This window comes from Rhizobium sp. RSm-3, from assembly GCF_001854685.1.
Classification (GTDB): domain Bacteria; phylum Pseudomonadota; class Alphaproteobacteria; order Rhizobiales; family Rhizobiaceae; genus Rhizobium; species Rhizobium ecuadorense.
Genome location: NZ_MAWZ01000024.1, coordinates 436,460 through 457,856, shown reverse-complemented (window position 1 = coordinate 457,856; position 21,397 = coordinate 436,460). Strand labels below are relative to the sequence as shown.

Genomic DNA, 21,397 nt, shown 5'->3' with positions numbered 1-21,397 from the left:
CGTCATGGTTGACTATCCCGTGTCGACGTGATTTTCCCGCCGAAGATCATCAGGCGAATTTATGAGGGGAACATCATGGCCGACGACATCATCGTAAAGGACAGCAATGGAAGCCAGCTTCACGACGGCGATTCCGTGACGCTGATCAAGGACCTCAAGGTCAAGGGAACTTCCGAGACGCTGAAGCGTGGAACATTGGTCAAGGGCATTCGCCTGACCGACAATCCCGGCGAGATCGAGTGCAACACCAAGCAGGTCAAAGGCCTGGTGCTGAAGACGGAATTCCTCAAGAAGGCATAGGACCGGCCTCCCCCGTCGCCGCCTGCGGCACTTCTTCGGTGATCACCTCGAAGCGGGTAAGCGTAGCCGGCCCGAAGGCCGTCGACATTGCGACGTCGGTGGCGTCGCGGCCGGTTCCCATCAGGATTCGGCCGATGCGCGGCGTGTTGTGACGGGCATCGACCGTATGCCAGTGACCGCCGAGAAAGACCTCGAACCAAGCGCTGAAATCCATCGGATTGGGATCGATCGGAACGCCGATATCGCCGAGATAGCCGGTGCAATAGCGGGCTGGGATATTCATGCATCGGCACAGCGCGATGGCGAGATGGGCAAAGTCGCGGCAGACGCCTGCCTTGTCGACGAAGCCGCCATGCGCGGTCCGGAGAAGGTCCGCCTTCAGGTAGTCGAAGGTGATGTGGTCGTGGACGAAATCGCAGATCGCCTGGACGCGCGCCCAGCCGAGCGGCGTCGACGAGAAGGTTGCCCAGGCGAAATCGGCAAGCCTGTCGGTGTCGCAATAGCGGCTGCCGAGCAGGAAGACGAGAACCTCGTCCGGCAGGTCGTTGATCGCGTGCTGGACGGCGTCGTCGGGAACGACATCGGGTTGGCCACTGTCGTAAATCTCGAACGCGGTGGAGATCGTCGTCACGCCAGCCGGGGCGACGATCCGGCTGCAGGCATTGCCGAAACCATCGGTATATTCCCAGGTCTCGATCGGCCGGTCGAATGTCAGGACCTGCTCGCTGAGAAGATCGGCGCGGCGCGAAGGATGAATGTTGAGAGCGAGCAGCATCGGCGTCGGCTGTATGCATTCATAGCCCAGATGAAACCCGGCGCGTATTTTCATGGTGGCGTCCTCGCGTCCCGCACAGATGGCGTGACTATGCAACGTCGATCGTCCTGCCCGGTTCCCGCAGACGCGATTGTCGCCGCGCCCAAACCTCGGGAAGTCCAACGTCACTTCGTGGTGACGTTGACCTGCACTGTCATGCTGTCGAAATCCGTCCCGTCGCCATCATAGCTGCCGCTTAACGGGACCGCCTGACGCGGATCGCGGGCGACGGCGACACGAATGAGATCGCGGTTGCCGACGATCCCGTTGGTCGGGTCGAATTCCGCCCAGCCGGCGCCGGGAAGATAAACCTGACACCAGGCATGGGTGGAACCGCCGCCGAGCACAGTGGAGCCGTCCCGGTCGGGAACATAGACATAGCCGGTGACGAACCGCGCCGCGAGGCCGAGGACGCGTGCCGCCTCCATCATCAGCAGCGCGAAATCCCGGCAGGTGCCGGAGCGAAGCTGCAAAGTCTGCAGCGGCGTCTGCGTTCCATGCTCCATCCGACGCGCATAGACGAAGCTTTCGCGAATGGCGTAACAGAGCGTCATCAGCATATGTCCGGTCTCCGTCGGACGCCCCTGGCGCACGAACCGGCGCGCCCAGCGTCCGACCTCATCGCCCGGGTCGGGATAGTGGCGCTGCATCGCCGGCGTCAGATCGGCAATCTCGTCCTTGTCGTAGGAGAACGGATAGGTCAGGGCCTGATCGTCCACCTTGAGGTCGAGGGCAACCTGGGGCGTATGATCGAGCGTGATCCAGGTTTCGAAACGAAGCTCGGACGCCGGCCTCGAAATATCGATGAGCGCCACGCAATTGCCGAAAACATCGTGGATCCAGCGCACATGACTTTCCTCAGGATATATCGTCAACGACGCCTCGATCAGCCGCTGGTCAAAACTGTCGCGCGGCCGGAACATCAAGCGATGCTCGCCGAAATCGACATCCCTGACGTAACGATAGGACGTGATGTGGCGGACGGAGAATATCGTCATAGGCCGCCTTTCCTCCGTGTGAGGCGCGCCCTGCCCGCTTCCCGCTTATCCCGATTTCTTGTCATATAAGCACATGCGAAAGATTGTTATTCTGCATTCACCGATCGACGGCAGAGCCGTCCAACCTAAGAGGATAAAATGCATATCATCTGGGACGTTCTGACGCTTATGCTGACAATCGGCTCGCTCTATGGCGGTCGCGAATATCGGATTATTCGCGCCCGTGCCCGCGCCCAGAACTGGGGCAACTTCTGATCCGATTCCGAAGCCTGATCGTATAGGCTGCTGCCGGAACGGCGGCGGATACGTCGAATGACGTAAAGCCACACGCTTTAGGAAATGCTTCATTAGCAGAGACGGCGTCTATCCGTCCATTCCTCCTGTTATTGCGAGCCCGCCTCACCCCAGGCGGGCTTTTTTCGCGGTGAGTCTTCTCACGTTCCTTACTTCTTGGCGCCGGCGGAAAGCACCCGATGCGTCGCATTGTCCATGGCGTGGCTCGCCTCTTGTCCATCCTTCTTCAGCCCGTATGCGGTGTTGCCGCAGCCGGAAAGTGTGAGCAGGCAGATGCAGGCGACGGCGATTGCGGCTTTTGACATCAAGTTCCCCCGGATGGATTGGCGATAAGGGAAAGATGATGCATTCCCCGGCAAAATCAATCCACCGGCGTTCAGCGCGAACGGCATAGGGAACTCTATGGCGCGACCGGCGTTTATGGAAGCCATCCAACCGAGGTACCACGACATGGATTATCAGATTGCCTTCGCTGCGACCGTTGCGACAGCGTCCTTCCTCGTCTTCATGCTCGTTGTTCACCGGACGTAGAACCAATCATCTTCCGCCAGTCACCTTCCACAAACCGCCGAGACAGGGCCGAGCGCATCAAAACGCGTCCTCGCCCGTGCACTCAGAAATAACAAACGATAAATCTTTCAATTTCTACAAGTACTCCGACGTAAATAGATGTATTAAACTTTAACTAAATGCCATACTTAACTATTCATTAACAATATACTTGCGCACCGTTCTCTTCCGCTTATGCTTTATGCAAAGGGGAGAAGAACAATGTTTACGAAAAGCCTAATCATGCCGTTGGGATTCGCAATGCTTGCCATTGCCGGCCTGTTGTTCCAGATTGCTTCCTACGCGTTGCACTCGCCCGTGACCATGCTGCAGCCGTAAGTCACATAAGTTGTTGAACCGGCAGGCAATCTCGTAACTGGGAGTGGAACTTCCGTTCGTTTCGTGCATTCTGTGACTCGTTTTGCCAGGAGGGAGATAACCATGGAAAACGCAGGCGTGGGTTGGATTGCAGCCATCATCATCGGTGGCGTCGCCGGATGGCTGGCGGAAAAAGCCATGAGCAGCAACATGGGTTTGCTCATGAACATATTGCTCGGCATCGTCGGCGCCATCGTCGCCAACTGGATCCTGGGTCTGTTGCACATCCAGCCGCTGGCCGGTTGGCTGGGTTATCTGATCACCGGCTTCGTCGGTGCCTGCATTCTGATTTTCGTCGGCCGCGCCATTCGCCGCTGATCGCCGCTGATGCAGCAGACACAATTAAAAGCCGGGCGCGCTTCGCGTCCGGCTTTTCTCTTTCCCCAATTGTCTGTCAGCGGCGGCTCAGCAGGCCAAAAACATAGGCGATGCCTGCCGTCACCGCGAGCGCCATGAGCGGCTCTTCACGAACCTTGTCGCGCAACTGTTCCGTCATCAGCGACGCCTCGTCGGTAACCGCCGACTTTGCTCCCTGCCCGAGCGCGACCACGCTTTCCGTCAGCCGGGAGAGATCGTTGCGAAGGGCTGCGACCTGCGCCGACAGGTCGTCTGCTGCCATATCAGCCTTGACGCGCGCAGCGGTGGATTCGGCGGAAGCGGTTTTCAATTCAGCCATGGTCTGCTCCTGTTGCATGGGATGCCGCTTCAACGAAATGACGGCCCGAAAGGTTCCGCCGCAACCGATCTTTTGTTGGCCGCAAAGCCGCCGCGGATAAGCGGCGCGCTTGTGCAGCTTTTCGCGCGACAAACCCTTCATTTCCTGTCGGGTTTGTTTTAAGGAACGTCGAATGTCCGCCCGCGCGCGGCTCAATGATACTGCGAGGTTTGCGTTTCCATGTTCCATATCCTGAGAAGAGCTGCTCAGACCTGGGTTGCCAAGCTGCTCCTGCTTCTCCTCGTCGTCTCCTTCGGCGCCTGGGGCGTGTCGCATCAGCTCTTGTCGGGCGGCAACAGCACCACGGTCGTGACCGTCGGCGATCAGCATGTGGACGTCAACGAATTCCACCTCGCTTATCAGCGCCAGGTGGCAAGCCTCGGCCAGCAATTCGGCATGCGTCTCACCCCGGAACAGGCCCGCGCCTTCGGCGTCGAGCAGCAGGTGCTCGCCCAACTCGTTGCCGGCGCCTCACTCGACCAGCTCGCCGAAGACATGAACCTCGGCCTGTCCGAAGACCGCCTCGCCCAGCTGATCGCCGACGATCCGGCTTTCAAGGCCGTCAACGGCAAGTTCGACCGCGAGCTCTTCGTCTCGCGCCTGCGCAATGCCAATATCCGCCAGGACGATTACATCAAGGAGCGCAGCAAGGTCGCTGTCCGCAGCCAGCTCGTCGATGCCATTTCGAACGGCTTCACCGCCCCGAAGACGCTGATCGACGCTCTGAAGCTCTATGGCAATGAAAACCGCAGCATCGACTATCTGCTGCTCACCAACGCCAATATCGAACCGATCAAGGCACCTGCCGACGACGTGCTGGCGACGTGGTTCGACGGCGTCAAGCAGCGATACCAGGCGCCTGAGTACCGCAAGCTTGTCTATCTCTCGCTGCAGCCCGCCGATATCGCCGACGCCGCGACCGTCACGGACGACCAGATCCACGAAGCCTTCGACAAGAGCAAGGATACCTACCGCACGCCGGAAAGCCGCACCATCGAACAGCTGAGCTTTGCCAGCAAGGATCTTGCCGTCGCCGCCGAAACGGCGCTGAAGGGCGGTACCAGCTTCGACCAGCTGGTCTCCGACCAGGGCAAGACGGCAAGCGACGTACTGCTCGGCGAATTCACCAAGGACAAGGTTCCCGACCAGGCCGTTGCCGATGCGGCCTTCGCAGTTTCGAAGGATGGCGGCACGACACCTGTCGTCGATGGCTCCTTCGGCTCCGTCATCCTGCGCATCACCAACATCAAGCCGGAAACCACCCGGAATTTCGACGAGGTGAAGGAGGACATCCGCAAGCAGCTGGCGCTTTCCAATGCCTCGCAGGAAGTGATCAATGTTCATGACCGCATCGAGGATCTGCGCGCCGGCGGCGCCACGCTGGAGGATATCGCCGGCCAGCTGAAGCTGAAGGCTGTCAACGTCGACGCCGTCGATATGACCGGCGCCGACAAGGACGGCAAAGAGGTCAAGGATATTCCCGTCAAGCAGCAGCTGCTCGCCGAGGCCTTCAAGACCGAGGTCGGCGTCGATGCGTCGCCGCTGCCGATCGGCAATGACGGCTATGTCTGGTTCAACGTCCGCGAAATTACCCCGACCCGCGAGCGCCCGGTCACCGAGGTCCGCGAAAAGGCGGTCGAGGACTGGACGGCGGAACAGCAGAAGGCCGAACTCGCCAAGAAAGCCGAAGCATTGAAGGTTGAAGCCGCCAAGGGCACCGCGCTTGCCGATATTGCAGCGCCGCTCGGCATCGCCGTCGAAAGCAAGAGCGGCGTCACCCGCTCCACCGATGATCCGGTGCTTGGCCGCGCCGGCGTCACCGCCGCCTTCTCCGGCCCGATCGATGCGGTCGCGAGCGCCGTCGGCGCCGATCCCTCGACGCAGATCCTGATGAAGGTCACCGAGGTCAACAGCGAGCCGACCAGCGACGCGCTGAACAACCGCGATGCCCAGATCACTGCCATGGCCAATGCCGCCGGCGACGATATTCTCGATCAGATGGTCAACCTGCTGCAGACGCAGTACGGCGCGCAGATCAACCAGACACTCGCTGAACAGGCGACGCTTCGCTAGGAGGCCTTATGACCGATCTGAAGCCGTTCCTGGCCAAGGCCGCAAGCCGCGAGCCGCTGACGCGTGACGAGGCGCGCGCCGCCTTCGACATCCTCATGTCGGGCCAGGCGACGCCCTCGCAGATCGGCGGCTTCCTGATGGCGCTGCGCGTGCGCGGCGAAACCGTCGACGAGATCGTCGGCGCCGTCACCGCGATGCGCTCGAAGATGCTGACCGTCGAAGCGCCGGCCGATGCGATCGACATCGTCGGCACCGGTGGCGATGCCAGCGGCACCTACAATATCTCGACGCTGGCGGCGCTGATCGTTGCCGGCGCCGGCGTCCCCGTCGCAAAACACGGCAACCGGGCGCTGAGCTCGAAATCGGGCGCGGCGGACAATCTCGCCGCACTCGGCGTCAAGCTCGATGTCGGTCCCGAGGTCATCTCCCGCTGCATCGCTGAGGCCGGCGTCGGCTTCATGTTCGCCCAGCTTCATCATTCCGCCATGCGCCATGTCGGCCCCTCCCGCGTCGAACTCGGCACCCGCACCATTTTCAACCTGTTGGGGCCCCTTTCCAGTCCGGCCGGCGTCCGCCGCCAGCTGCTCGGCGTCTTCTCTCCGCAATGGCTGGTGCCGCTTGCCGAAGTCATGCGCGATCTCGGCTCCGAATGCGTCTGGGTGGTTCATGGCGACGGCCTCGACGAAATCACCACGACCGGCATCACCCAGGTTGCCGCGCTCGAAGACGGCAAGATCCGCACCTTCGAGCTGTCGCCGGCCGATTTCGGCGTCAGCCCTTGCGTGCTCGCCGACATCAAGGGCGGCGACGGTGTTGCCAATGCCGCAGCACTTCGCGAGGTGCTCAGCGGCGCGAAGAACGCCTATCGCGATATTTCGCTCGCCAATTCTGCGGCCTCGCTCGTCATCGCCGGCAAGGTCGAAACGATTCGCGACGGCATGACGCTTGCGGCACAGTCGCTCGATAGCGGCGCCACCGCGCTTGCCCTCGACAAACTCATCGCCGTTTCCAACGATATCGACTAGGATTGCCCGATGACCGATATCCTGAAGAAGATCGAACTTTACAAGCGCGAGGAGATCGCCGCCGCCAAGGCTGCGGTATCGCTTGCCGACCTGAAGGCGATGCAGACCGGCCAGTCCGCCCCGCGCGGTTTTTATAAGGCGCTTACTGCAAAGCGCGACGCCGGACATTTCGGGCTGATCGCCGAAATCAAGAAGGCGAGCCCATCGAAGGGCCTCATTCGTCCGGATTTCGATCCGCCGGCGCTGGCAAAGGCTTACGAAGCCGGTGGCGCGGCCTGCCTTTCCGTGTTGACCGATAGGCCGAGCTTTCAGGGTGCGCCGGAATTCCTGACCGCGGCGCGGGCCGCCTGCGCGCTGCCCGCTTTGCGCAAGGATTTCATGTTCGAGACCTATCAGGTGCATGAGGCGCGCGCCTGGGGAGCTGACTGCATTCTGCTCATCATGGCGTCGCTGAGCGACGATGATGCGGAGCGGCTGCAGGACGAAGCTTTCTCGCTCGGCATGGACGTGCTGGTCGAGGTCCACGACGCCGAGGAGATGGAGCGGGCGCTAAAACTGTCCTCGCCCCTCATCGGCATCAACAACCGCAATCTGCGCACCTTCGAGGTCAGCCTGACAGTCAGCGAGACGCTTGCTTCATTGGTTCCGGCAGACAGGCTCCTCATCGGCGAAAGCGGCATCTTCACCCATGCCGATTGCAAGCGCCTGCAGGTCGTCGATATCAGCACCTTCCTTGTCGGCGAAAGCCTGATGCGAAAGGATGACGTGACGGCCGCCACCCACGCGCTGCTCTTCGGCGAAACCGCCATCGCGGCCGAATGATATGAGCGGCGGAAAGCCCGGCCTCACCCATATCGATGCCTCAGGCGAGGCGCATATGGTCGATGTTTCCGACAAGGCCGAGACGGTGCGCATCGCCACGGCCGAGGGCCATGTGAAGATGGCGGCGGAAACGCTGGCGCTGATCCGCCAGGGCAATGCCAAGAAGGGCGATGTGATCGGCACTGCCCGCCTTGCCGGCATCATGGCGGCCAAACGCACCGCCGATCTCATCCCGCTCTGCCATCCGCTGATGCTGACCAAGGTCACGTTAGAGATCGAGGAAGACGCCGCCCTGCCCGGCCTGCGCGTCACGGCAACCGCCAAGCTGACCGGCAAGACCGGTGTCGAGATGGAGGCGCTGACCGCCGTCTCGGTCGCCTGCCTTACGATCTACGACATGGCCAAGGCCGCCGACAAGGCAATGGAGATCGGCGGCATCCGGCTGCTCGAGAAATCCGGTGGCAAATCAGGCGATTTCCGTCATCCGGAGGCGAGATGAACCTTCTCCCGGTCACCGAGGCGCTGAGCCGCTTGCTGTCACGCGCAACGCCCGTCACTGCATCCGAGACATTGCCGCTCGCCGAGGCTGAAGGCCGCGTCCTGGCCGTCGACCTCAAGGCCGGGATAACCCAACCGCCCTTCAACGCCTCGGCCATGGATGGTTATGCGCTGCGCCGCGACGATGCGCCGGAGCCAGGCGCTGTGCTGAACGTCATCGGCACATCTTCAGCCGGCCATGCCTTTGAAGGAAACGTCGGTCAAGGCGAGGCCGTCCGCATCTTCACCGGCGCACCGGTTCCGTCAGGCGCCGACAGCGTCCTGCTGCAGGAGGATGCCGAGAAGATCGACGGCGGCATCCGCACCAATTTCCCGGTTCGGCTGGGCCAGCATGTGCGTCCCCGCGGCCAGGATTTTGCCGAAGGCGAAACCGTGCTGTCGGCCGGCAGCGTGCTCGATTTCTCGCGGCTGACGGTTGCTGCCGGCATGAACCGGCCCGATGTCGAGGTCCTCAAACGCCCGCTGATCGCCATCCTCGCAACCGGCGACGAACTGCTGCCGCCCGGAAGCACGCCCGGCCCTTCGCAGATCATCGCATCCAATACGTTCGGTATCGCAGCCCTTGCCCGCAAAGCCGGCGCCGACGTGCTCGATCTCGGCATCGTGCCTGATGATAAGACCAGGATCACGGCGGCAATCGACGCGGCGCGAGACGCCAAGGCCGACGTCATCGTCACGCTCGGCGGCGCTTCGGTCGGCGACCATGACCTGGTGCAGGCAACGCTGATCGAGGCCGGCATGCAGCTGGACTTCTGGCGTATCGCCATGCGCCCCGGCAAACCGCTGATGGTCGGCAGCTTCGGCGAGACCCATGTGCTCGGCCTGCCCGGCAATCCGGTCTCGAGCTTGGTCTGCGCCCTGTTGTTCCTGGAGCCGCTGATCCGCAAACTCGCTTCCCTGCCGCCGGTGCATCGCGAGGCAATGGTCGAGGCAGCCGTGACGCTACGCGCCAACGACCACCGCCAGGACTATATCAGGTCGAAACTCTCGAAATCCGCCGCCGGAAACTGGCTGGCCGAACCCTTCGGCAAACAGGATTCCTCGATGATGAAGATCTTCGCGCAAGCCGATTGCCTCATCATTCGCCCGCCGCATGCGCCGGAGCTACCGGCCGGAGCGCCCTGCCCGGTCATGCTGTTGCGGCCGGATCTTCTGGTATAGCTCAGGCTGTCACCTGTTTCAGAAAAGGGAAAAAACGCCCGCCTGCACCACCCCGTCGCTGGCCCCTGCGCCGAAATCCGCAACCGCATGCGTCGCGATTCGCTGAAGTGCGCCCTGCGGCAGGTAGGCGCGATGGGGATCGCCAATCAGCACCTCGATGCCGGAGGCCTGGCAACGCCGCAGGAAAGCCAGCATTCGCAATGCAAGCGCGGAATCGTAAAACAGGTCGCCGACAACGAGGAGATCAGTCGCCTCCGGCGGCGGTGCCTCGATGATATCGGCGGCGACGGCTAGGATGTTCACGCCGTTCACTGCGGCGTTGAGGCCGATTGCCGTGATTGCGTTGGCATCGACATCGACCGCCGTGACCGCGGTAGCTCCGGCCTTGGCCGCCGCAATGGCGACGAGCCCGGAGCCGGCGCCGAGATCGACGACGCGGCGGCCGGCGACCACTTCCGGCCGGTCGAGCAGGTGACGGGCAAGCACGGCGCCACCGGCCCAGGGATAGGCCCAGTAGGGCGCTGGATCGGCTTCTCCGCGGCCGGCAAGCCGCCAGAGCCCGCTCGCAGGGCCCGCCGTATGAAGAAGGATTTCGGGAATGGTGGGAACGGGCGAAATCGGCAGATGGGCCTGGATGAAGGCGGCCGGATCGGGACGCGGCGGTCCGGAACGTTTCATCGTCGTCATGTTCCCTGTCCCCGCTATAAAATCCAACGATTCAATAGATCTTCATGGCGAGATGCGGCATGCCAGTGTCGAGATATTCCGCTTGCCGGCCAACAGTCAGATAAAGCCCTCCGCCTGAACTGGCGAAGGGCTGTGGCGAAATCAGCCGGGCTTCTTCTTCGAAAACTTGTTCTTCGGCCCGGCGCCGCCCTTGCCTTCGTATTTCGGGCGTTCGGATTTGGCGCCTTCGGATTTCCCGCCTTCGAATTTTGGCTTGTCGTATTTTGGCTTGTCGAACTTCGGCTTATCTGATCTCGGACCATCGAAGCCGGGCTTGCCCGGTTTCTTGCTCCAGGGCTTGCTATCCTGCTTTTGCGGGCCGCTATTGTCGGCCGCAGCATATCCGCCGCCCGCACCCTTGCCGAACTTGTGCTTCGGGCGTTCGTCGCGGAACGTGTCGCCCGACCGTTCGTCACGCGACGACTTGCCGGCGTAGGGCTTCGGCGACGGCGCCCTGCTGAAATCCGGCGTGCCGGAAAGCCTGGTCACGCGAATGCCGCGTTCGAGTGCCTTGTTCGGCCCGATCGCCGCCAGGAAGCTTTCGGCACTCGCTGCCGCGATCTCCACAAAGGTTTCCTCGGGCTGCATCTTGATCGCGCCGATCTCGCGCTTCGTCACGTTGCCGTTGCGGCAGAGCATCGGTATAAGCCAGCGCGGCTCGGCATTCTGCTTTCGCCCAACCGAGACGGAGAACCAGACACTGGCGCCGAAATCCTCGCGCGGTCCCTTCTGCGCCGGCTCGTACGGCTCGGCATTATCCCGGCGCTTGCGGCTGCCCCCGTCCTGCACGGTGACCTCGATCAGATCCTCCGGCGCCGAATGATTGGTGCGGTAAAGACGCAGGAAAGCGGCGGCGAGCTTTTCGGCGCCGTGGCTGGAAAGCAGTTGCTGCACCAGCCCCTGTTCTTCCTCCTGCGGCGCTTCGCTGAAGATCGGATCGGCGAGCAGCCGCTCGTCGTCGCGCTCATTCACCTCTTCGGCCGATGGCGGGCGAGCCCAGGCGGCCGAAATACCGGCATTCTCGAGCAGGCGCTCGGCCTTGCGCCGTGCATTCAGCGGCACGATCATGGCGCTGATGCCCTTGCGCCCGGCCCGGCCGGTGCGGCCGCTGCGGTGCAGCAGCGTTTCCGGATTGGTCGGCAGGTCGGCATGGATGACGAGATCGAGGCCCGGCAAGTCGATGCCGCGGGCAGCGACGTCGGTCGCAATGCAGACGCGGGCGCGCCCATCGCGCATCGCCTGCAGCGCATGGCTGCGTTCGTTCTGCGTCAGCTCGCCGGAAAGCGCCACCACGGCGAAATTGCGGTTGTTGAAGCGCGACGTGAGATGATTGACGGCGGCGCGCGTCGAACAGAAGACGATGGCGTTGGTCGCCTCGTAATAACGCAGCACGTTGATGATCGCGTTTTCGCGGTCGCTCGGAGCCACCATCAGCGCGCGATATTCGATGTCGATATGCTGCTTTTCCTCGGCCGCGGTGCTGATGCGCACGGCGTTGCGCTGGTAGCTCTTGGCAAGCTTGGCGATCGCGGCCGGCACCGTTGCCGAAAACATCAGCGTCCGACGCTCGTCCGGCGCCGAATCGAGAATGAATTCCAGGTCTTCGCGGAAGCCGAGATCGAGCATCTCGTCGGCTTCGTCGAGCACGGCGGCCTTCAGTTCCGACATGTCGAGCGCCCTGCGGCGGATATGGTCGCAGAGGCGGCCGGGCGTGCCGACGACGATATGGGCGCCGCGTTCGAGCGAACGGCGTTCGCTGCGGATGTCCATGCCGCCGACGCAACTGGCGATCACCGCGCCGGTCATCTCATAGAGCCATTCGAGCTCACGCTTCACCTGCAGGGCAAGTTCGCGCGTCGGGGCGATGACAAGCGCAAGCGGCGCGCCGGCATTGCCGAAGCGCTCCCCGCCCTCGAGCAGCGTCGGCGCCAGCGCCAGGCCGAAGGCGACGGTCTTGCCGGAGCCGGTCTGGGCCGAAACCAGCGCGTCGGAGGCGGCGAGATCAGGATCGAGCATCGCCTTCTGGACCGGGGTGAGTTCGGCGTAACCGCGCTTCTGCAACGCCTTGGCGATCGCCGGAACGACGCCGTTGAATTCTGTCATGGGTTTCGATCTTTCGGAGCTGTCAGGCGCGAAATGCGCCATGGCCGGAGCCAGCCGGCGGGGTATTTGCGCCGTTCCTAGCCGCTCCCGCGGCGATTGTCAAAGCGTGCGGCTGCGCCACAGCCAGGCGTCGATATGGCTTGCCCGGCCGCGCAGCGTGGTTTCCAACGGCCCCTCCATCCGGCCGGCCTGCAGCAGCGCGCTGTCGGGGCCTGCGGCGCGGACGATTTCGGCACTCAGCGCCAGCTCGACGCCATTGTGGGCGGCCACCTCCATCAGCCGGCTGCCGACATTGATGGTGTCGCCCGCCGCCGTGATCTGCTGCCGGTCGCCGGTCCCAAGACGCGAGGCAACGATCGGCCCGCAATGGGCGCCGACCTTGAAGCCGATCTTCTTCTCGGCAAAGCCCGCATGCGCCTGAAGCCAGCCTCGGGTGCGCTCGCACAGGCTGACGGCGCAGGCTGCCGCCCGGGCGGCATCATCATCGGCTGGCTCCGGCAGTCCGAACAGGATCATCGCCCCGTCGCCCATGAAGCTGGTGATGGCGCCGCCGTGCGCGCGCGCCTCCTCGTCGATCAGTTCGAAGAAACCGCTCAGCACCTCGCTGACCTTGACCGGTCCGAGCTTTTCACTGAGGCCGGTGAAACCCGAGAGATCGATGAAGATGACGGCGGCGTTCTGGCGCACCGGCCGGGCGAGGAAATTCGGATCGCGCGCCAGCCACTCGCCGAGGCCGGGCGCCTCGATGCGCTGCAGCAGCGCGCTCTGCTCGGCGAAATGGCGGGCGCGGCCGCGATCGAGCCAGAGTTCGGCCGCACCGAAGATCAGCGCCGGCGGCAGCGCTGCGGCGATCGGCAGCGCCGCGCTCAGCCAGTAGCCATGCGCGAAGGCCGACAGATTGAGCACCGCCCAGACGATCAGCGTCAGTACGATGATGAGATAGCCCGCGGCACTCCGCCGCCAGGCGATCAACGCAACGAGCACAAGCGGCAGGCCGACGGCGGTGCCGGCGTCGATCAGGCGTATCCTGTGGTCGCGCACCATGCTGTCGCCGCTGACGAGATGGGTGATCGCCGTCGACATCACCTCGACACCAGGCATGACGGGGTCGAACGGCGTCGGGAAGACGTCGCCGCCGCCGGTGACCGTCGAACCGATGACGACGATGCGGCCGGCAACGGCATCGCCAGAAAGCTTGCCATCCAGCGCATCAGTAGCGCTTGATGTGGCGATGCTGCCATGCCCGCCATAGAAGGTCACCGGCAGGCGCTGGCCGATATCGGTGGGAATGCGCAGTTTTCCGAGCATGATGGCGCCAGGTTCGATGCTGGGATCGACGCCGAGCGCCACCGAAGCGGCGCGCAGCGGAAAGGCCGGATCCAGCCGATCCGCGCCGCGCGAAATCAGCGGGATGAAGCGCGGCGTGCCGGTCTGGTCGGTTGCGACATTGACGATGCCGACCGCGGCCGCCTCGGTAAAGCGAGGAAGCGGCAACAGAAGCTGGTTTGCCTCGGGGATAGCGGCAAGCGGATCGTTCGCCCCATCGGCGACCTCCTGGCTGCTCCTGGCAAAGGTGGCCGCGGCGGCGATCACGCTTGGCCCTTGGGCAAGGGCGGCAGCCAGCGCCGCGTCACCCTCCTCCGGCCCGGGATCGACGAGCAGAATGTCGAGCGCCAGCGCCTTCGGCTTCAAGGCGGTGATTGTGCCGACGAGGCGCGCAAGCGTGGCCCGATCAAGAGGATAGCCGTGGGTGGCGGCGGTGCGGTCGTCGATTGCAACGATCGAGACGACAGGCGGCGGTGTCTTCGCCCCGATGACGACGCTGCGGATATCGGCAAGCGACGCCTCCATCCGATCGAGAAGACCGCTTCCGCCATTGAGATTGGCATGACCCAGCGCCGCCCCCCAAAGACCGGCGAGCAGCAGCGCAATCACCGTCTGCAGGCGATGGTTCATGGATTTATTGGCCGAGGCGAGCAAGCAGGGCGGCGGCGCGCGGCGCCGGCCAGCGACGCACGACGAGCGATTCGGTCCCGCCGCTGACGTCGACGCCCTCGCCCGGCGACAGCACAACCTGCTCGCCAGCAGGCCGGCGGACCGCGACGCTGCCCCTGACGACCAGCACCGAGGTCTTGCCGGCCGCGACGTCGACTGCCCATTGCGTGCCGCGCACCGCAGCGATCGCCTGCGGCGTCACCACCTGGAAACCGCCGGCGTGCTGGCTGCTGTCGACATCGACGAGGATCGCCTTGCGCCGCAGCGACGCCGAATCGGGGCTGCCGTCACGGTTGCGGTCGGTAAGGCTGAAGGATGCGCCGGCCTCGGCCGTGATCTTTACCCCGCCGGGACACGTGAACACCTGGCGGGCGCTGGCGTCACGCGCGATTGTGCAGCCGGCAGACTGCGCAACGGCCGCCCCATTCGGAATGAGGCCGACAGCGAGTGCGGCGGCAAGCAGGCTGCGAAAGGTCATATTCATGGAAAGCCCCCATGACCGTGCGGACAGCGTTTTCGAAAGCGCCCGCCAACCGTCTTCTTCCATGTCGGGCATGATAGCCGAAATCGGGTATTTCCCTAGGCAAAAAAAAGCAAACCGGTGCGCTCGTTAAGCGCTGCCGCTCACTTCGGGCGCCGGTCCGGCATAACGCGCCCGCGGCCGGATCAATTCGCCGCTGTCGATCTGCTCCATCGCATGCGCCAGCCAGCCGGCGGAACGGGCAAGCGAGAACATGATGATCGGCGCCTCCCGCGGCAGATCGAACGCGGCGGCCATTGCGGCAAGCGCGAAATCGACATTGACCCTGTCGCCGACCATCTCCTCGCCGATTTCCCTGAGTTCGGCAAACGGCTGTGGCAGGGGAAAATGCGAAAGCAGTGTGAGAGCCCTGATATCACCGTCGGGATAGAGCGGATGGCCGAAGGCCGACAGGCGATGGCCCTGGGCAAGCGTACGGCGGATCGCCTGCTCGGCGCCAAGGCTGGCCGCGGCCTCGATCAAGGTATCGACGCCCTGCCAGGCGGCGCCATGCAGCGGCCCGGTCAGCGTCGCCAGACCGGACAGCACGGCGGCCGAAAGGGTAGCACCCGCCGATGCCGTGACCCGTGCCGCAAAGGTCGAGGCGTTGAGTTCGTGATCGGCAAGCAGCACCAGCGCCCGGCGCAGGCAATCGGCAGCATCCGGCCGCTGCCAGCTTTCCGCAAGCCGCAGATGCATAGGCCGATCCGAAGGCCCCGGCGCCAGTGCATCGGCGACCGTGGAGAGCACCCCGCTTGCTTCCCTGCGAAGGGCTGCCTGCGAGCGGCCGAGCGACGGCAGATCCGATGTCACCCGCCCAGCCAGCGCCAGGAATGCGGCCTGAAGCGATGGAGCCGCATGCCCTGTGGCGGTGACGGAGGCGAGTGCTTCCGCACCGTTCCAGAGCAATGCCGCTGTCTGCTCCAGCGTCGCCGCCTCGGCGAAATCGGCCGCGTTTCGTCCGCGGTAGAAAAGCCGTCCATTGATGATGGTGGAGATCGCCGAGGACAGCACCGGGTCGCCCCAGCGGATCGTCTCGGCGGCAACCGTTTCAGCCTTGCGCCGGCCGGCATGGCGTTCGGCCAGCCGCTGCACATCGGCCGCCTGGTAGAGGCTGCGGCGCGGGTCGGCGGGATCGGGTTTGGCGCGAATGCGCCCGCGGCTGACATTAGCATAGAGCGTCTGCGGCTTGGTCTTCAGCGCCTGCAGCGCTTCCTCGGCGGTCAGCCACGGCATCGGAGCCTCATATTGATCAATTGCATCAAGATTGACGTCAATGAGACTAGGTCGGATCATCGCAGTGGTAAAGGAGAACCAACATGAAAAATGGCTTGGAAGACGTCATTGCCGCCGAAACGCAGCTCTCGGATGTCGATGGCGAAGCGGGGCGGCTGATCATCCGCGGCGTCTCGCTGGACCATCTGGTCGCAGACTGCAGCTATGAAGGTGTCGCCGCATTGCTGCTCGACGGGCTGATGGAGCGAAGCTTCGATCAAGCGCAATTGCGCGAATGGCTGGCGAAAGCACGAGCCGGGATTTTCCACCATGTCGGGACCGCCGATACCTCCCTGCTGGCGCTGCCGCCGGTCGATGCGATGCGGGCGCTGATCGCCCGGCTGCCCGATGGCGAGGATTTTGATACCGCGCTGAGCCTTCTCGCGGCGCCTGCGGTCTTCCTGCCGGCGGTTCTGCGCCTGCAGCGCGGAGAAAAACCGATCACGCCCGACGCGGCGCTGTCGCAGGCGGCCGATGTCCTGCGCATGCTGACCGGACAATTACCGACGAGGGAGCAGACGGCGGCGCTCGATACCTATCTCGTGACGATCTCGGACCATGGCCTCAATGCCTCGACCTTCGCATCGCGCGTCATCGCCTCGACGCAGGCCGGCCTGACCTCCTCGGTGCTGGCGGCGCTGAGCGCGCTGAAGGGACCGCTGCATGGCGGGGCGCCCGGGCCGGTGCTCGACATGCTGGATGCGATCGGAACCGCTGAGAATGCCGAGCCATGGATTGGCGAAGCGCTTGATCGCGGCGAAAGGCTGATGGGCTTCGGCCACCGCATCTACCGCGTCCGCGATCCGCGCGCCGATGCGCTGAAAGGCGCGCTGAAGCCGCTGATTGCGTCAGGACAGGTCGACAGCGCCCGCGGCGCGCTGGCTGAAGCCGTGGAAGCTGCCGCCTTGGCTATCCTGAAGGCGCGCAAGCCGAACCGGCCGCTCGACGTCAATGTCGAATTTTATACCGCGCTGCTGCTGGAAACGCTCGGCTTCCCGCGTGAGACCTTCACCGGCGTCTTCGCGATCGGCCGCACCGTCGGTTGGCTGGCGCATGCCCGCGAACAGGCGCTCGACGGTCGGCTGATTCGCCCACGCTCGGTCTATATCGGCCCGCTGCCGGCCGCGGCCTGAAGACTGAAATGGGCGGCGGGGCATGTCCCTGCCGCCCGGAGGTTGCTGCATGTCATCAGTACCGATGCCGACCAACAGCCGGCACCTCTTTGAATTCTGAATGCCGCATACACGGCCATCACTCTCAGCTCTCCGGCCGCACGATGCAGCGAAATCCAAGATGCGAGATAGAGGTGTCGATGGCCTGCGCCATCCGTGCTGCGGGCCGGTAACGTCGGCAGTAGTTGGGCGCGCAAAGATGCGAACCGCCCTTGGTGACCTTGCGCGGAATCCTCATGTTCGGTTGGAGTTGGTCGTAGCTCCCCTCGCGCTCGCCACCGCGCGGGTTGGCTGCGGTGCAGCAAGGACTCTCGATCCGGCCGTGATCCTGATACCAGTCGGTCGTCCATTGCCAGACATTGCCTGCCATATCGTACAGTCCATAGCCGTTGGCCGGGAACGAGCCGACCGGCGCGGTATATTCGAAGCCGTCCGCCGAGGTGTTCCGGTACGGGAAGTCTCCTTGCCAGATATTGGCCATGTGATTGCCTCCTGGAGTCAACTCGTCGCCCCAGACGTATTCGGCGCCGTCAAGACCGCCCCGAGCGGCAAACTCCCATTCCGCTTCGCTCGGCAGCTCCTTGCCTGCCCATTTGGCATAGGCCACGACATCGTCGTAGGCCACGTGCACGACGGGGTGGTCGCCAAGCTTCCTGATGGAACTCGCCGAACCACGTGGATGGCGCCAGTTGGCGCCGCGGACATAGACCCACCAGTTGTAGTGGTCGCGCATATCGACGGGTGCTGAAGGCTTCTTGAACATGATCGAAGAAGGCGCCAGCATCTCTGGCTTGGCGCCCGGATAGTTCGCTGGGTCGGCCGGTTTCTCAGCGAGCGTCACGTAGCCTGTCGCCGAAACGAAGCGCCCGAAGTCAAGGTTGGTGACGGTGAAGCGATCCATCCAGAAGCCGTCGACTCGCACCCGGTGCGCCGGGGCCTCCTCCGGATAGGCCCTATCCGAGCCCATCAGAAACTCTCCGCCAGGAATCCAGACCATGCCGGGAAACGGCGGTGTGCCGAGCGGTCGAGGAGCTGCTGTTGGGTTCGAGACCTGCGTTTCGGTTCTCGTTACGCTACTCATTGCTCAGCTCTTGCGACCTGCCGGCAGCGGGCCGGATTCGCGCGTTTTCGAAGATGCAACTCGTTGGATTGATGATCGCTTCATTTTTCAAAACCGAATACCTTTTTCCAATCCTTCTTCATATCGACGACCGTCCAGCCATTGGCCGCGGCCTGGTCCAGCCCTTCGTCAAGCCTACCAATGCTTGACTGGCGATCATAGGCCCATTCACGCTCGCCGTCGGTGTGGTGAACATAAAGACAGAAGCGGAGGCCGGACCCTGTGCACGTCCATTGCAGCATCTGCAAGTCGCCGTCCGAGTTTCCGAAGGCAGCAATCGGTCGACGACCGATATGCCGCTGGATGCCGACAGGCTTGCCAGCCTTGTCATCGACAAAATCGACCCCCGGCTCCTTCATCAGCACCGGTCTGCCGTCGCGGGTCTCGAATTTGGTCTTGCCGGCGCTGCCGACAACTTGCTCAGGCGGGACTCCATACGTGTCCTCCGCAAAGGCGCGGACGAATTCGATACCGCCGCCCGTGACGATGAAGGTCTTGAAGCCACTCGATCGCAGGAACGCGAGCAGTTCCAGCATCGGCTGATAGGTCATTTCGGTATATTGACGCTGGGTTTTCGGGTGCCGCGCTCTAGCAAGCCAATCCTTTACGATGCTGTTGAACTCTTCCGTGGTCATATCTGAATGCGTTGCCGCAACCAATTCGACAATCGCATGCTCGCCACCTGCGAGGGCACTCTTGACATCCCCTTTCAGAAGGGAGGCAAAGGGCTCCTTGTCTTTCCATTCCGGATGCTGCGGTGCGAGCGCCTTTGCGCGGTCAATGGCGAACAAAACCTGGAAATAGAGCGGCTGTTCAGCCCAAAGGGTGCCGTCATTGTCGAACACCGCGATGCGCTCCTCCGGCACGACATAGTCTGGCCCACCTTCTGCCGTTACCCCTGCAACGAAATCGAGGATCGCCTGCTTCGACGCGCCGTCGTTCCATGATGGCAGCAGATCAGTCTGCGCCGCTGCCGGAGATGCCAAGGCCGCAAAGTTGACCCAGATTGGGATCAGAAGCGCAAAAATGCGGAGGAACGATTCCATTGGACCTCTCCATGTTAAGAAGAGACGACCGGCTCAACTGGTTGGGCTATCGACCCGCCGCCGCTTACGAATCCAGGAAGCTGCGCTAGTTACCACCCCCCGCCGCTGCGCCCTGCATATTTTCCATCACCTGGTCGATCGAGAAACTTCCGGGCTTCTGCCTGGGTGGGAACTCCTTGAACGTTTCCAAGAACTTGGCGACATAGGCTTGCGCCGGCACCACTACAAACAGGTGCTCCACACGCCAGCGTTCATAATCCATGCCCTCATGGTCGGCCGTCTCGAATGGATCGGAGCGAAGATTGAAGAGCTTGGGAAGGCGCAGCGGCACAAAAGGCTCTTGCCAGACATTGAGGCCCTCTTCGCGTTGTTCGGCGAAGACGATCTTCCACTGCTGATAACGAAGGCCAACAAGCGAACCATCGTCGACGAAATAGATGAATTCCTTGCGCGGGTCCTCTCCTTTCCCGGAGAGGTAGTCGGTAATGTTGTAGCCGTCGAGGTGCACTTTGAAGGTCTTGGCACCGGCCGTGTGACCCTTGAGGAGCTTCTCCTTGATCTCCGGTTCGCCGGCCGCGGCCAGGAGAGTGGGTATCCAATCTTCATGCGCCACGATGTCATTATAGACAGTCCCGGGCTGGATCACCCCCGGCCAGCGAACCATGGCCGGAACCCGGTAGCCGCCCTCCCAATTGGTGTTCTTTTCCCCGCGGAACGGTGATTGGCCACCATCCGGCCATGTAAACTTCTCGGCGCCGTTGTCGGTCGAATACATGACGATCGTGTTTTCCGACAGGCCGAGATCATCAAGCGCCTTGAGCATCTCACCAACCTGGGCGTCGTGCTCGACCATCCCGTCCGGATATATCCCAAGGCCGGTCTTGCCCTGGCTCTCGGCCTTGAGCCGCGTCCAGATATGCATCCGGGTCGAGTTCCACCACAGGAAGAACGGCTTGTCCTGTTCCTTGGCGCGCTTCAGGAAACCAATCGCGGCATCGGTGACCTCCTGGTCGATCGTCTCCATGCGCTTCCTGGTGAGCGGGCCGGTATTCTCGATGCGGCCGTCCGCATAGGAATGGAGGACTCCCCGTGGGCCGAATTTTTCCCGGAAGGCCGGGTCTTTGGGATAGTCCGGATTCTCAGGTTCGTCCTCCGCATTGAGGTGGTAGAGAGAGCCGAAGAACTCGTCAAAGCCGTGGGCGGTCGGGAGATGTTCATCGAGGTCGCCGAGATGGTTCTTGCCGAACTGTCCGGTCATGTAGCCGAGCGGCTTGAGCAGATCCGCGAGTGACGGATCTTCCGCCTGCATTCCCTCCTTGGCCCCCGGCAGGCCGACCTTCAACAATCCCGTGCGGTATGGCGACTGACCGGTGATGAACGCCGCCCTTCCCGCGGTGCAGCTCTGTTGACCATAATAATCGGTGAAGAGCCCACCCTCGTTCGCGACCCTGTCGATATTCGGCGTCTTGTAGCCCATCATACCCTGGTTGTAGGCGCTGATGTTCCAATAGCCGATGTCGTCACCCCACAGGATCAGGATGTTCGGCGGTCTGGTTGCGGTCTGGGCCTTTGCCGGCGTACTCAGACTGCTCAGCACACTCGAAGATAGTGCTGAAGCGCCAAGCAGCGAGACACCGCTCAGCAACAGATCGCGACGCCTCAACCCCGGTTGAGTTTGATGTTTCCGTCCTGTGATACCTGCTGGAACTTCCTTGCTCATGGCGCGCTCCTCCTTCGACGCGTTGAAGTTCGT

At 63.0% G+C, this 21,397-nt stretch carries 20 protein-coding genes; 8 read left to right on the top strand and 12 right to left on the bottom strand.

Annotated elements, in window-relative coordinates:
• Positions 1 to 75: 75 nt before the first annotated feature.
• Positions 76 to 300: an alkylphosphonate utilization protein gene (locus tag BBJ66_RS21265; RefSeq protein WP_010035073.1), complete on the top strand. Its 225-nt coding sequence runs from the start codon at positions 76 to 78 to the stop codon at positions 298 to 300.
• Here BBJ66_RS21265 and BBJ66_RS21260 read toward each other — a convergent pair.
• The 3 genes from BBJ66_RS21260 to BBJ66_RS21250 all read right to left on the bottom strand — a co-directional run bounded on the left by BBJ66_RS21260 (position 287) and on the right by BBJ66_RS21250 (position 2,711).
• Positions 287 to 1,129, bottom strand: coding sequence for a transglutaminase-like domain-containing protein (locus BBJ66_RS21260; protein WP_049735432.1), 843 nt, complete (start codon positions 1,127 to 1,129; stop codon positions 287 to 289). The genes BBJ66_RS21265 and BBJ66_RS21260 overlap by 14 nt on opposite strands.
• Positions 1,130 to 1,239: 110 nt before the next feature.
• The gene (locus BBJ66_RS21255) at positions 1,240 to 2,112 is read right to left on the bottom strand and encodes a transglutaminase family protein (protein ID WP_049735431.1); all 873 of its coding nucleotides are present in this window, start codon (positions 2,110 to 2,112) and stop codon (positions 1,240 to 1,242) included.
• 443 nt (positions 2,113 to 2,555) lie between these two features.
• Complete coding sequence (locus BBJ66_RS21250; protein WP_003573054.1) at positions 2,556 to 2,711, bottom strand: hypothetical protein; 156 nt, start codon at positions 2,709 to 2,711, stop codon at positions 2,556 to 2,558.
• Between the two features lie 685 nt (positions 2,712 to 3,396).
• Between BBJ66_RS21250 and BBJ66_RS21245 the strand changes: the two genes are divergently transcribed.
• The gene (locus BBJ66_RS21245) at positions 3,397 to 3,651 is read left to right on the top strand and encodes a GlsB/YeaQ/YmgE family stress response membrane protein (protein WP_049735430.1); all 255 of its coding nucleotides are present in this window, start codon (positions 3,397 to 3,399) and stop codon (positions 3,649 to 3,651) included.
• A gap of 76 nt (positions 3,652 to 3,727) precedes the next feature.
• Here the strand turns inward: BBJ66_RS21245 and BBJ66_RS21240 are convergent, their stop codons facing one another.
• Entirely contained in the window at positions 3,728 to 4,009 is a 282-nt protein-coding gene (locus BBJ66_RS21240; protein WP_003573046.1) for a hypothetical protein, read from the bottom strand.
• Positions 4,010 to 4,228: 219 nt separating this feature from the next.
• Here BBJ66_RS21240 and BBJ66_RS21235 point away from each other — a divergent pair, with 219 nt between their 5' ends.
• Genes BBJ66_RS21235 through BBJ66_RS21215 form a run of 5 tightly spaced genes read left to right on the top strand, consistent with a single transcriptional unit; the run spans position 4,229 to position 9,687 of the window.
• Complete coding sequence (locus BBJ66_RS21235) at positions 4,229 to 6,121, top strand: peptidylprolyl isomerase (protein WP_049735429.1); 1,893 nt, start codon at positions 4,229 to 4,231, stop codon at positions 6,119 to 6,121.
• Between the two features lie 8 nt (positions 6,122 to 6,129).
• Positions 6,130 to 7,146, top strand: a complete 1,017-nt coding sequence (gene trpD / locus BBJ66_RS21230; protein WP_049735428.1) for an anthranilate phosphoribosyltransferase — start codon at positions 6,130 to 6,132, stop codon at positions 7,144 to 7,146.
• Positions 7,147 to 7,155: 9 nt separating this feature from the next.
• Positions 7,156 to 7,968, top strand: coding sequence for an indole-3-glycerol phosphate synthase TrpC (gene trpC, locus BBJ66_RS21225; protein WP_071089573.1), 813 nt, complete (start codon positions 7,156 to 7,158; stop codon positions 7,966 to 7,968).
• Position 7,969: 1 nt separating this feature from the next.
• On the top strand, positions 7,970 to 8,467 hold the full coding sequence (moaC, locus tag BBJ66_RS21220; RefSeq protein WP_049735426.1) for a cyclic pyranopterin monophosphate synthase MoaC: 498 nt from the start codon (positions 7,970 to 7,972) through the stop codon (positions 8,465 to 8,467).
• Positions 8,464 to 9,687 carry a molybdopterin molybdotransferase MoeA gene (locus BBJ66_RS21215; protein WP_071089570.1) on the top strand — a complete coding sequence of 408 codons (1,224 nt, stop codon included), beginning with the start codon at positions 8,464 to 8,466 and terminating at the stop codon, positions 9,685 to 9,687. Before moaC ends, BBJ66_RS21215 begins: the two co-directional genes overlap by 4 nt.
• 18 nt (positions 9,688 to 9,705) lie before the next feature.
• Here BBJ66_RS21215 and BBJ66_RS21210 read toward each other — a convergent pair whose 3' ends face one another.
• The 5 genes from BBJ66_RS21210 to BBJ66_RS21190 all read right to left on the bottom strand — a co-directional run bounded on the left by BBJ66_RS21210 (position 9,706) and on the right by BBJ66_RS21190 (position 16,267).
• On the bottom strand, positions 9,706 to 10,365 hold the full coding sequence (locus BBJ66_RS21210) for a class I SAM-dependent methyltransferase (RefSeq protein ID WP_071089656.1): 660 nt from the start codon (positions 10,363 to 10,365) through the stop codon (positions 9,706 to 9,708).
• Between the two features lie 150 nt (positions 10,366 to 10,515).
• Positions 10,516 to 12,516 carry a DEAD/DEAH box helicase gene (locus tag BBJ66_RS21205; RefSeq protein ID WP_071089654.1) on the bottom strand — a complete coding sequence of 667 codons (2,001 nt, stop codon included), beginning with the start codon at positions 12,514 to 12,516 and terminating at the stop codon, positions 10,516 to 10,518.
• A 99-nt stretch (positions 12,517 to 12,615) separates the two neighbouring features.
• Positions 12,616 to 14,472 (bottom strand): CHASE2 domain-containing protein, encoded by a 1,857-nt coding sequence (locus BBJ66_RS21200; protein ID WP_071089651.1) that lies wholly within the window; start codon positions 14,470 to 14,472, stop codon positions 12,616 to 12,618.
• Between the two features lie 4 nt (positions 14,473 to 14,476).
• The gene (locus BBJ66_RS21195; protein WP_071089648.1) at positions 14,477 to 14,995 is read right to left on the bottom strand and encodes a FecR domain-containing protein; all 519 of its coding nucleotides are present in this window, start codon (positions 14,993 to 14,995) and stop codon (positions 14,477 to 14,479) included.
• Between the two features lie 126 nt (positions 14,996 to 15,121).
• Positions 15,122 to 16,267 carry a citrate synthase gene (locus BBJ66_RS21190; protein ID WP_071089568.1) on the bottom strand — a complete coding sequence of 382 codons (1,146 nt, stop codon included), beginning with the start codon at positions 16,265 to 16,267 and terminating at the stop codon, positions 15,122 to 15,124.
• A gap of 83 nt (positions 16,268 to 16,350) precedes the next feature.
• Here BBJ66_RS21190 and BBJ66_RS21185 point away from each other — a divergent pair, with 83 nt between their 5' ends.
• The gene (locus BBJ66_RS21185) at positions 16,351 to 17,439 is read left to right on the top strand and encodes a citrate synthase/methylcitrate synthase (RefSeq protein WP_049735421.1); all 1,089 of its coding nucleotides are present in this window, start codon (positions 16,351 to 16,353) and stop codon (positions 17,437 to 17,439) included.
• A gap of 124 nt (positions 17,440 to 17,563) precedes the next feature.
• Here the strand turns inward: BBJ66_RS21185 and BBJ66_RS21180 are convergent, their stop codons facing one another.
• The 3 genes from BBJ66_RS21180 to BBJ66_RS21170 form a co-directional block, all read right to left on the bottom strand.
• Positions 17,564 to 18,475 carry a formylglycine-generating enzyme family protein gene (locus tag BBJ66_RS21180; RefSeq protein WP_071089565.1) on the bottom strand — a complete coding sequence of 304 codons (912 nt, stop codon included), beginning with the start codon at positions 18,473 to 18,475 and terminating at the stop codon, positions 17,564 to 17,566.
• 164 nt (positions 18,476 to 18,639) lie between these two features.
• Positions 18,640 to 19,644 (bottom strand): HAD family hydrolase, encoded by a 1,005-nt coding sequence (locus BBJ66_RS21175; RefSeq protein ID WP_071089563.1) that lies wholly within the window; start codon positions 19,642 to 19,644, stop codon positions 18,640 to 18,642.
• Between the two features lie 85 nt (positions 19,645 to 19,729).
• The gene (locus BBJ66_RS21170) at positions 19,730 to 21,364 is read right to left on the bottom strand and encodes an arylsulfatase (RefSeq protein WP_083335594.1); all 1,635 of its coding nucleotides are present in this window, start codon (positions 21,362 to 21,364) and stop codon (positions 19,730 to 19,732) included.
• Between the last annotated feature and the right edge of the window lie 33 nt (positions 21,365 to 21,397).

Coding starts and splice junctions, on each gene's coding strand:
- BBJ66_RS21205 (WP_071089654.1), bottom strand. CDS start 12,516: ATGACAGAATTCAACGGCGTCGTTCCGGCGATCGCCAAGGCGTTGCAG.
- BBJ66_RS21250 (WP_003573054.1), bottom strand. CDS start 2,711: ATGTCAAAAGCCGCAATCGCCGTCGCCTGCATCTGCCTGCTCACACTT.
- BBJ66_RS21210 (WP_071089656.1), bottom strand. CDS start 10,365: ATGAAACGTTCCGGACCGCCGCGTCCCGATCCGGCCGCCTTCATCCAG.
- BBJ66_RS21185 (WP_049735421.1), top strand. CDS start 16,351: ATGAAAAATGGCTTGGAAGACGTCATTGCCGCCGAAACGCAGCTCTCG.
- BBJ66_RS21260 (WP_049735432.1), bottom strand. CDS start 1,129: ATGAAAATACGCGCCGGGTTTCATCTGGGCTATGAATGCATACAGCCG.
- BBJ66_RS21190 (WP_071089568.1), bottom strand. CDS start 16,267: ATGCCGTGGCTGACCGCCGAGGAAGCGCTGCAGGCGCTGAAGACCAAG.
- trpC (WP_071089573.1), top strand. CDS start 7,156: ATGACCGATATCCTGAAGAAGATCGAACTTTACAAGCGCGAGGAGATC.
- BBJ66_RS21195 (WP_071089648.1), bottom strand. CDS start 14,995: ATGAATATGACCTTTCGCAGCCTGCTTGCCGCCGCACTCGCTGTCGGC.
- BBJ66_RS21245 (WP_049735430.1), top strand. CDS start 3,397: ATGGAAAACGCAGGCGTGGGTTGGATTGCAGCCATCATCATCGGTGGC.
- moaC (WP_049735426.1), top strand. CDS start 7,970: ATGAGCGGCGGAAAGCCCGGCCTCACCCATATCGATGCCTCAGGCGAG.
- BBJ66_RS21200 (WP_071089651.1), bottom strand. CDS start 14,472: ATGAACCATCGCCTGCAGACGGTGATTGCGCTGCTGCTCGCCGGTCTT.
- trpD (WP_049735428.1), top strand. CDS start 6,130: ATGACCGATCTGAAGCCGTTCCTGGCCAAGGCCGCAAGCCGCGAGCCG.
- BBJ66_RS21215 (WP_071089570.1), top strand. CDS start 8,464: ATGAACCTTCTCCCGGTCACCGAGGCGCTGAGCCGCTTGCTGTCACGC.
- BBJ66_RS21255 (WP_049735431.1), bottom strand. CDS start 2,112: ATGACGATATTCTCCGTCCGCCACATCACGTCCTATCGTTACGTCAGG.
- BBJ66_RS21170 (WP_083335594.1), bottom strand. CDS start 21,364: ATGAGCAAGGAAGTTCCAGCAGGTATCACAGGACGGAAACATCAAACT.
- BBJ66_RS21235 (WP_049735429.1), top strand. CDS start 4,229: ATGTTCCATATCCTGAGAAGAGCTGCTCAGACCTGGGTTGCCAAGCTG.
- BBJ66_RS21175 (WP_071089563.1), bottom strand. CDS start 19,644: ATGGAATCGTTCCTCCGCATTTTTGCGCTTCTGATCCCAATCTGGGTC.
- BBJ66_RS21240 (WP_003573046.1), bottom strand. CDS start 4,009: ATGGCTGAATTGAAAACCGCTTCCGCCGAATCCACCGCTGCGCGCGTC.
- BBJ66_RS21180 (WP_071089565.1), bottom strand. CDS start 18,475: ATGGTCTGGATTCCTGGCGGAGAGTTTCTGATGGGCTCGGATAGGGCC.
- BBJ66_RS21265 (WP_010035073.1), top strand. CDS start 76: ATGGCCGACGACATCATCGTAAAGGACAGCAATGGAAGCCAGCTTCAC.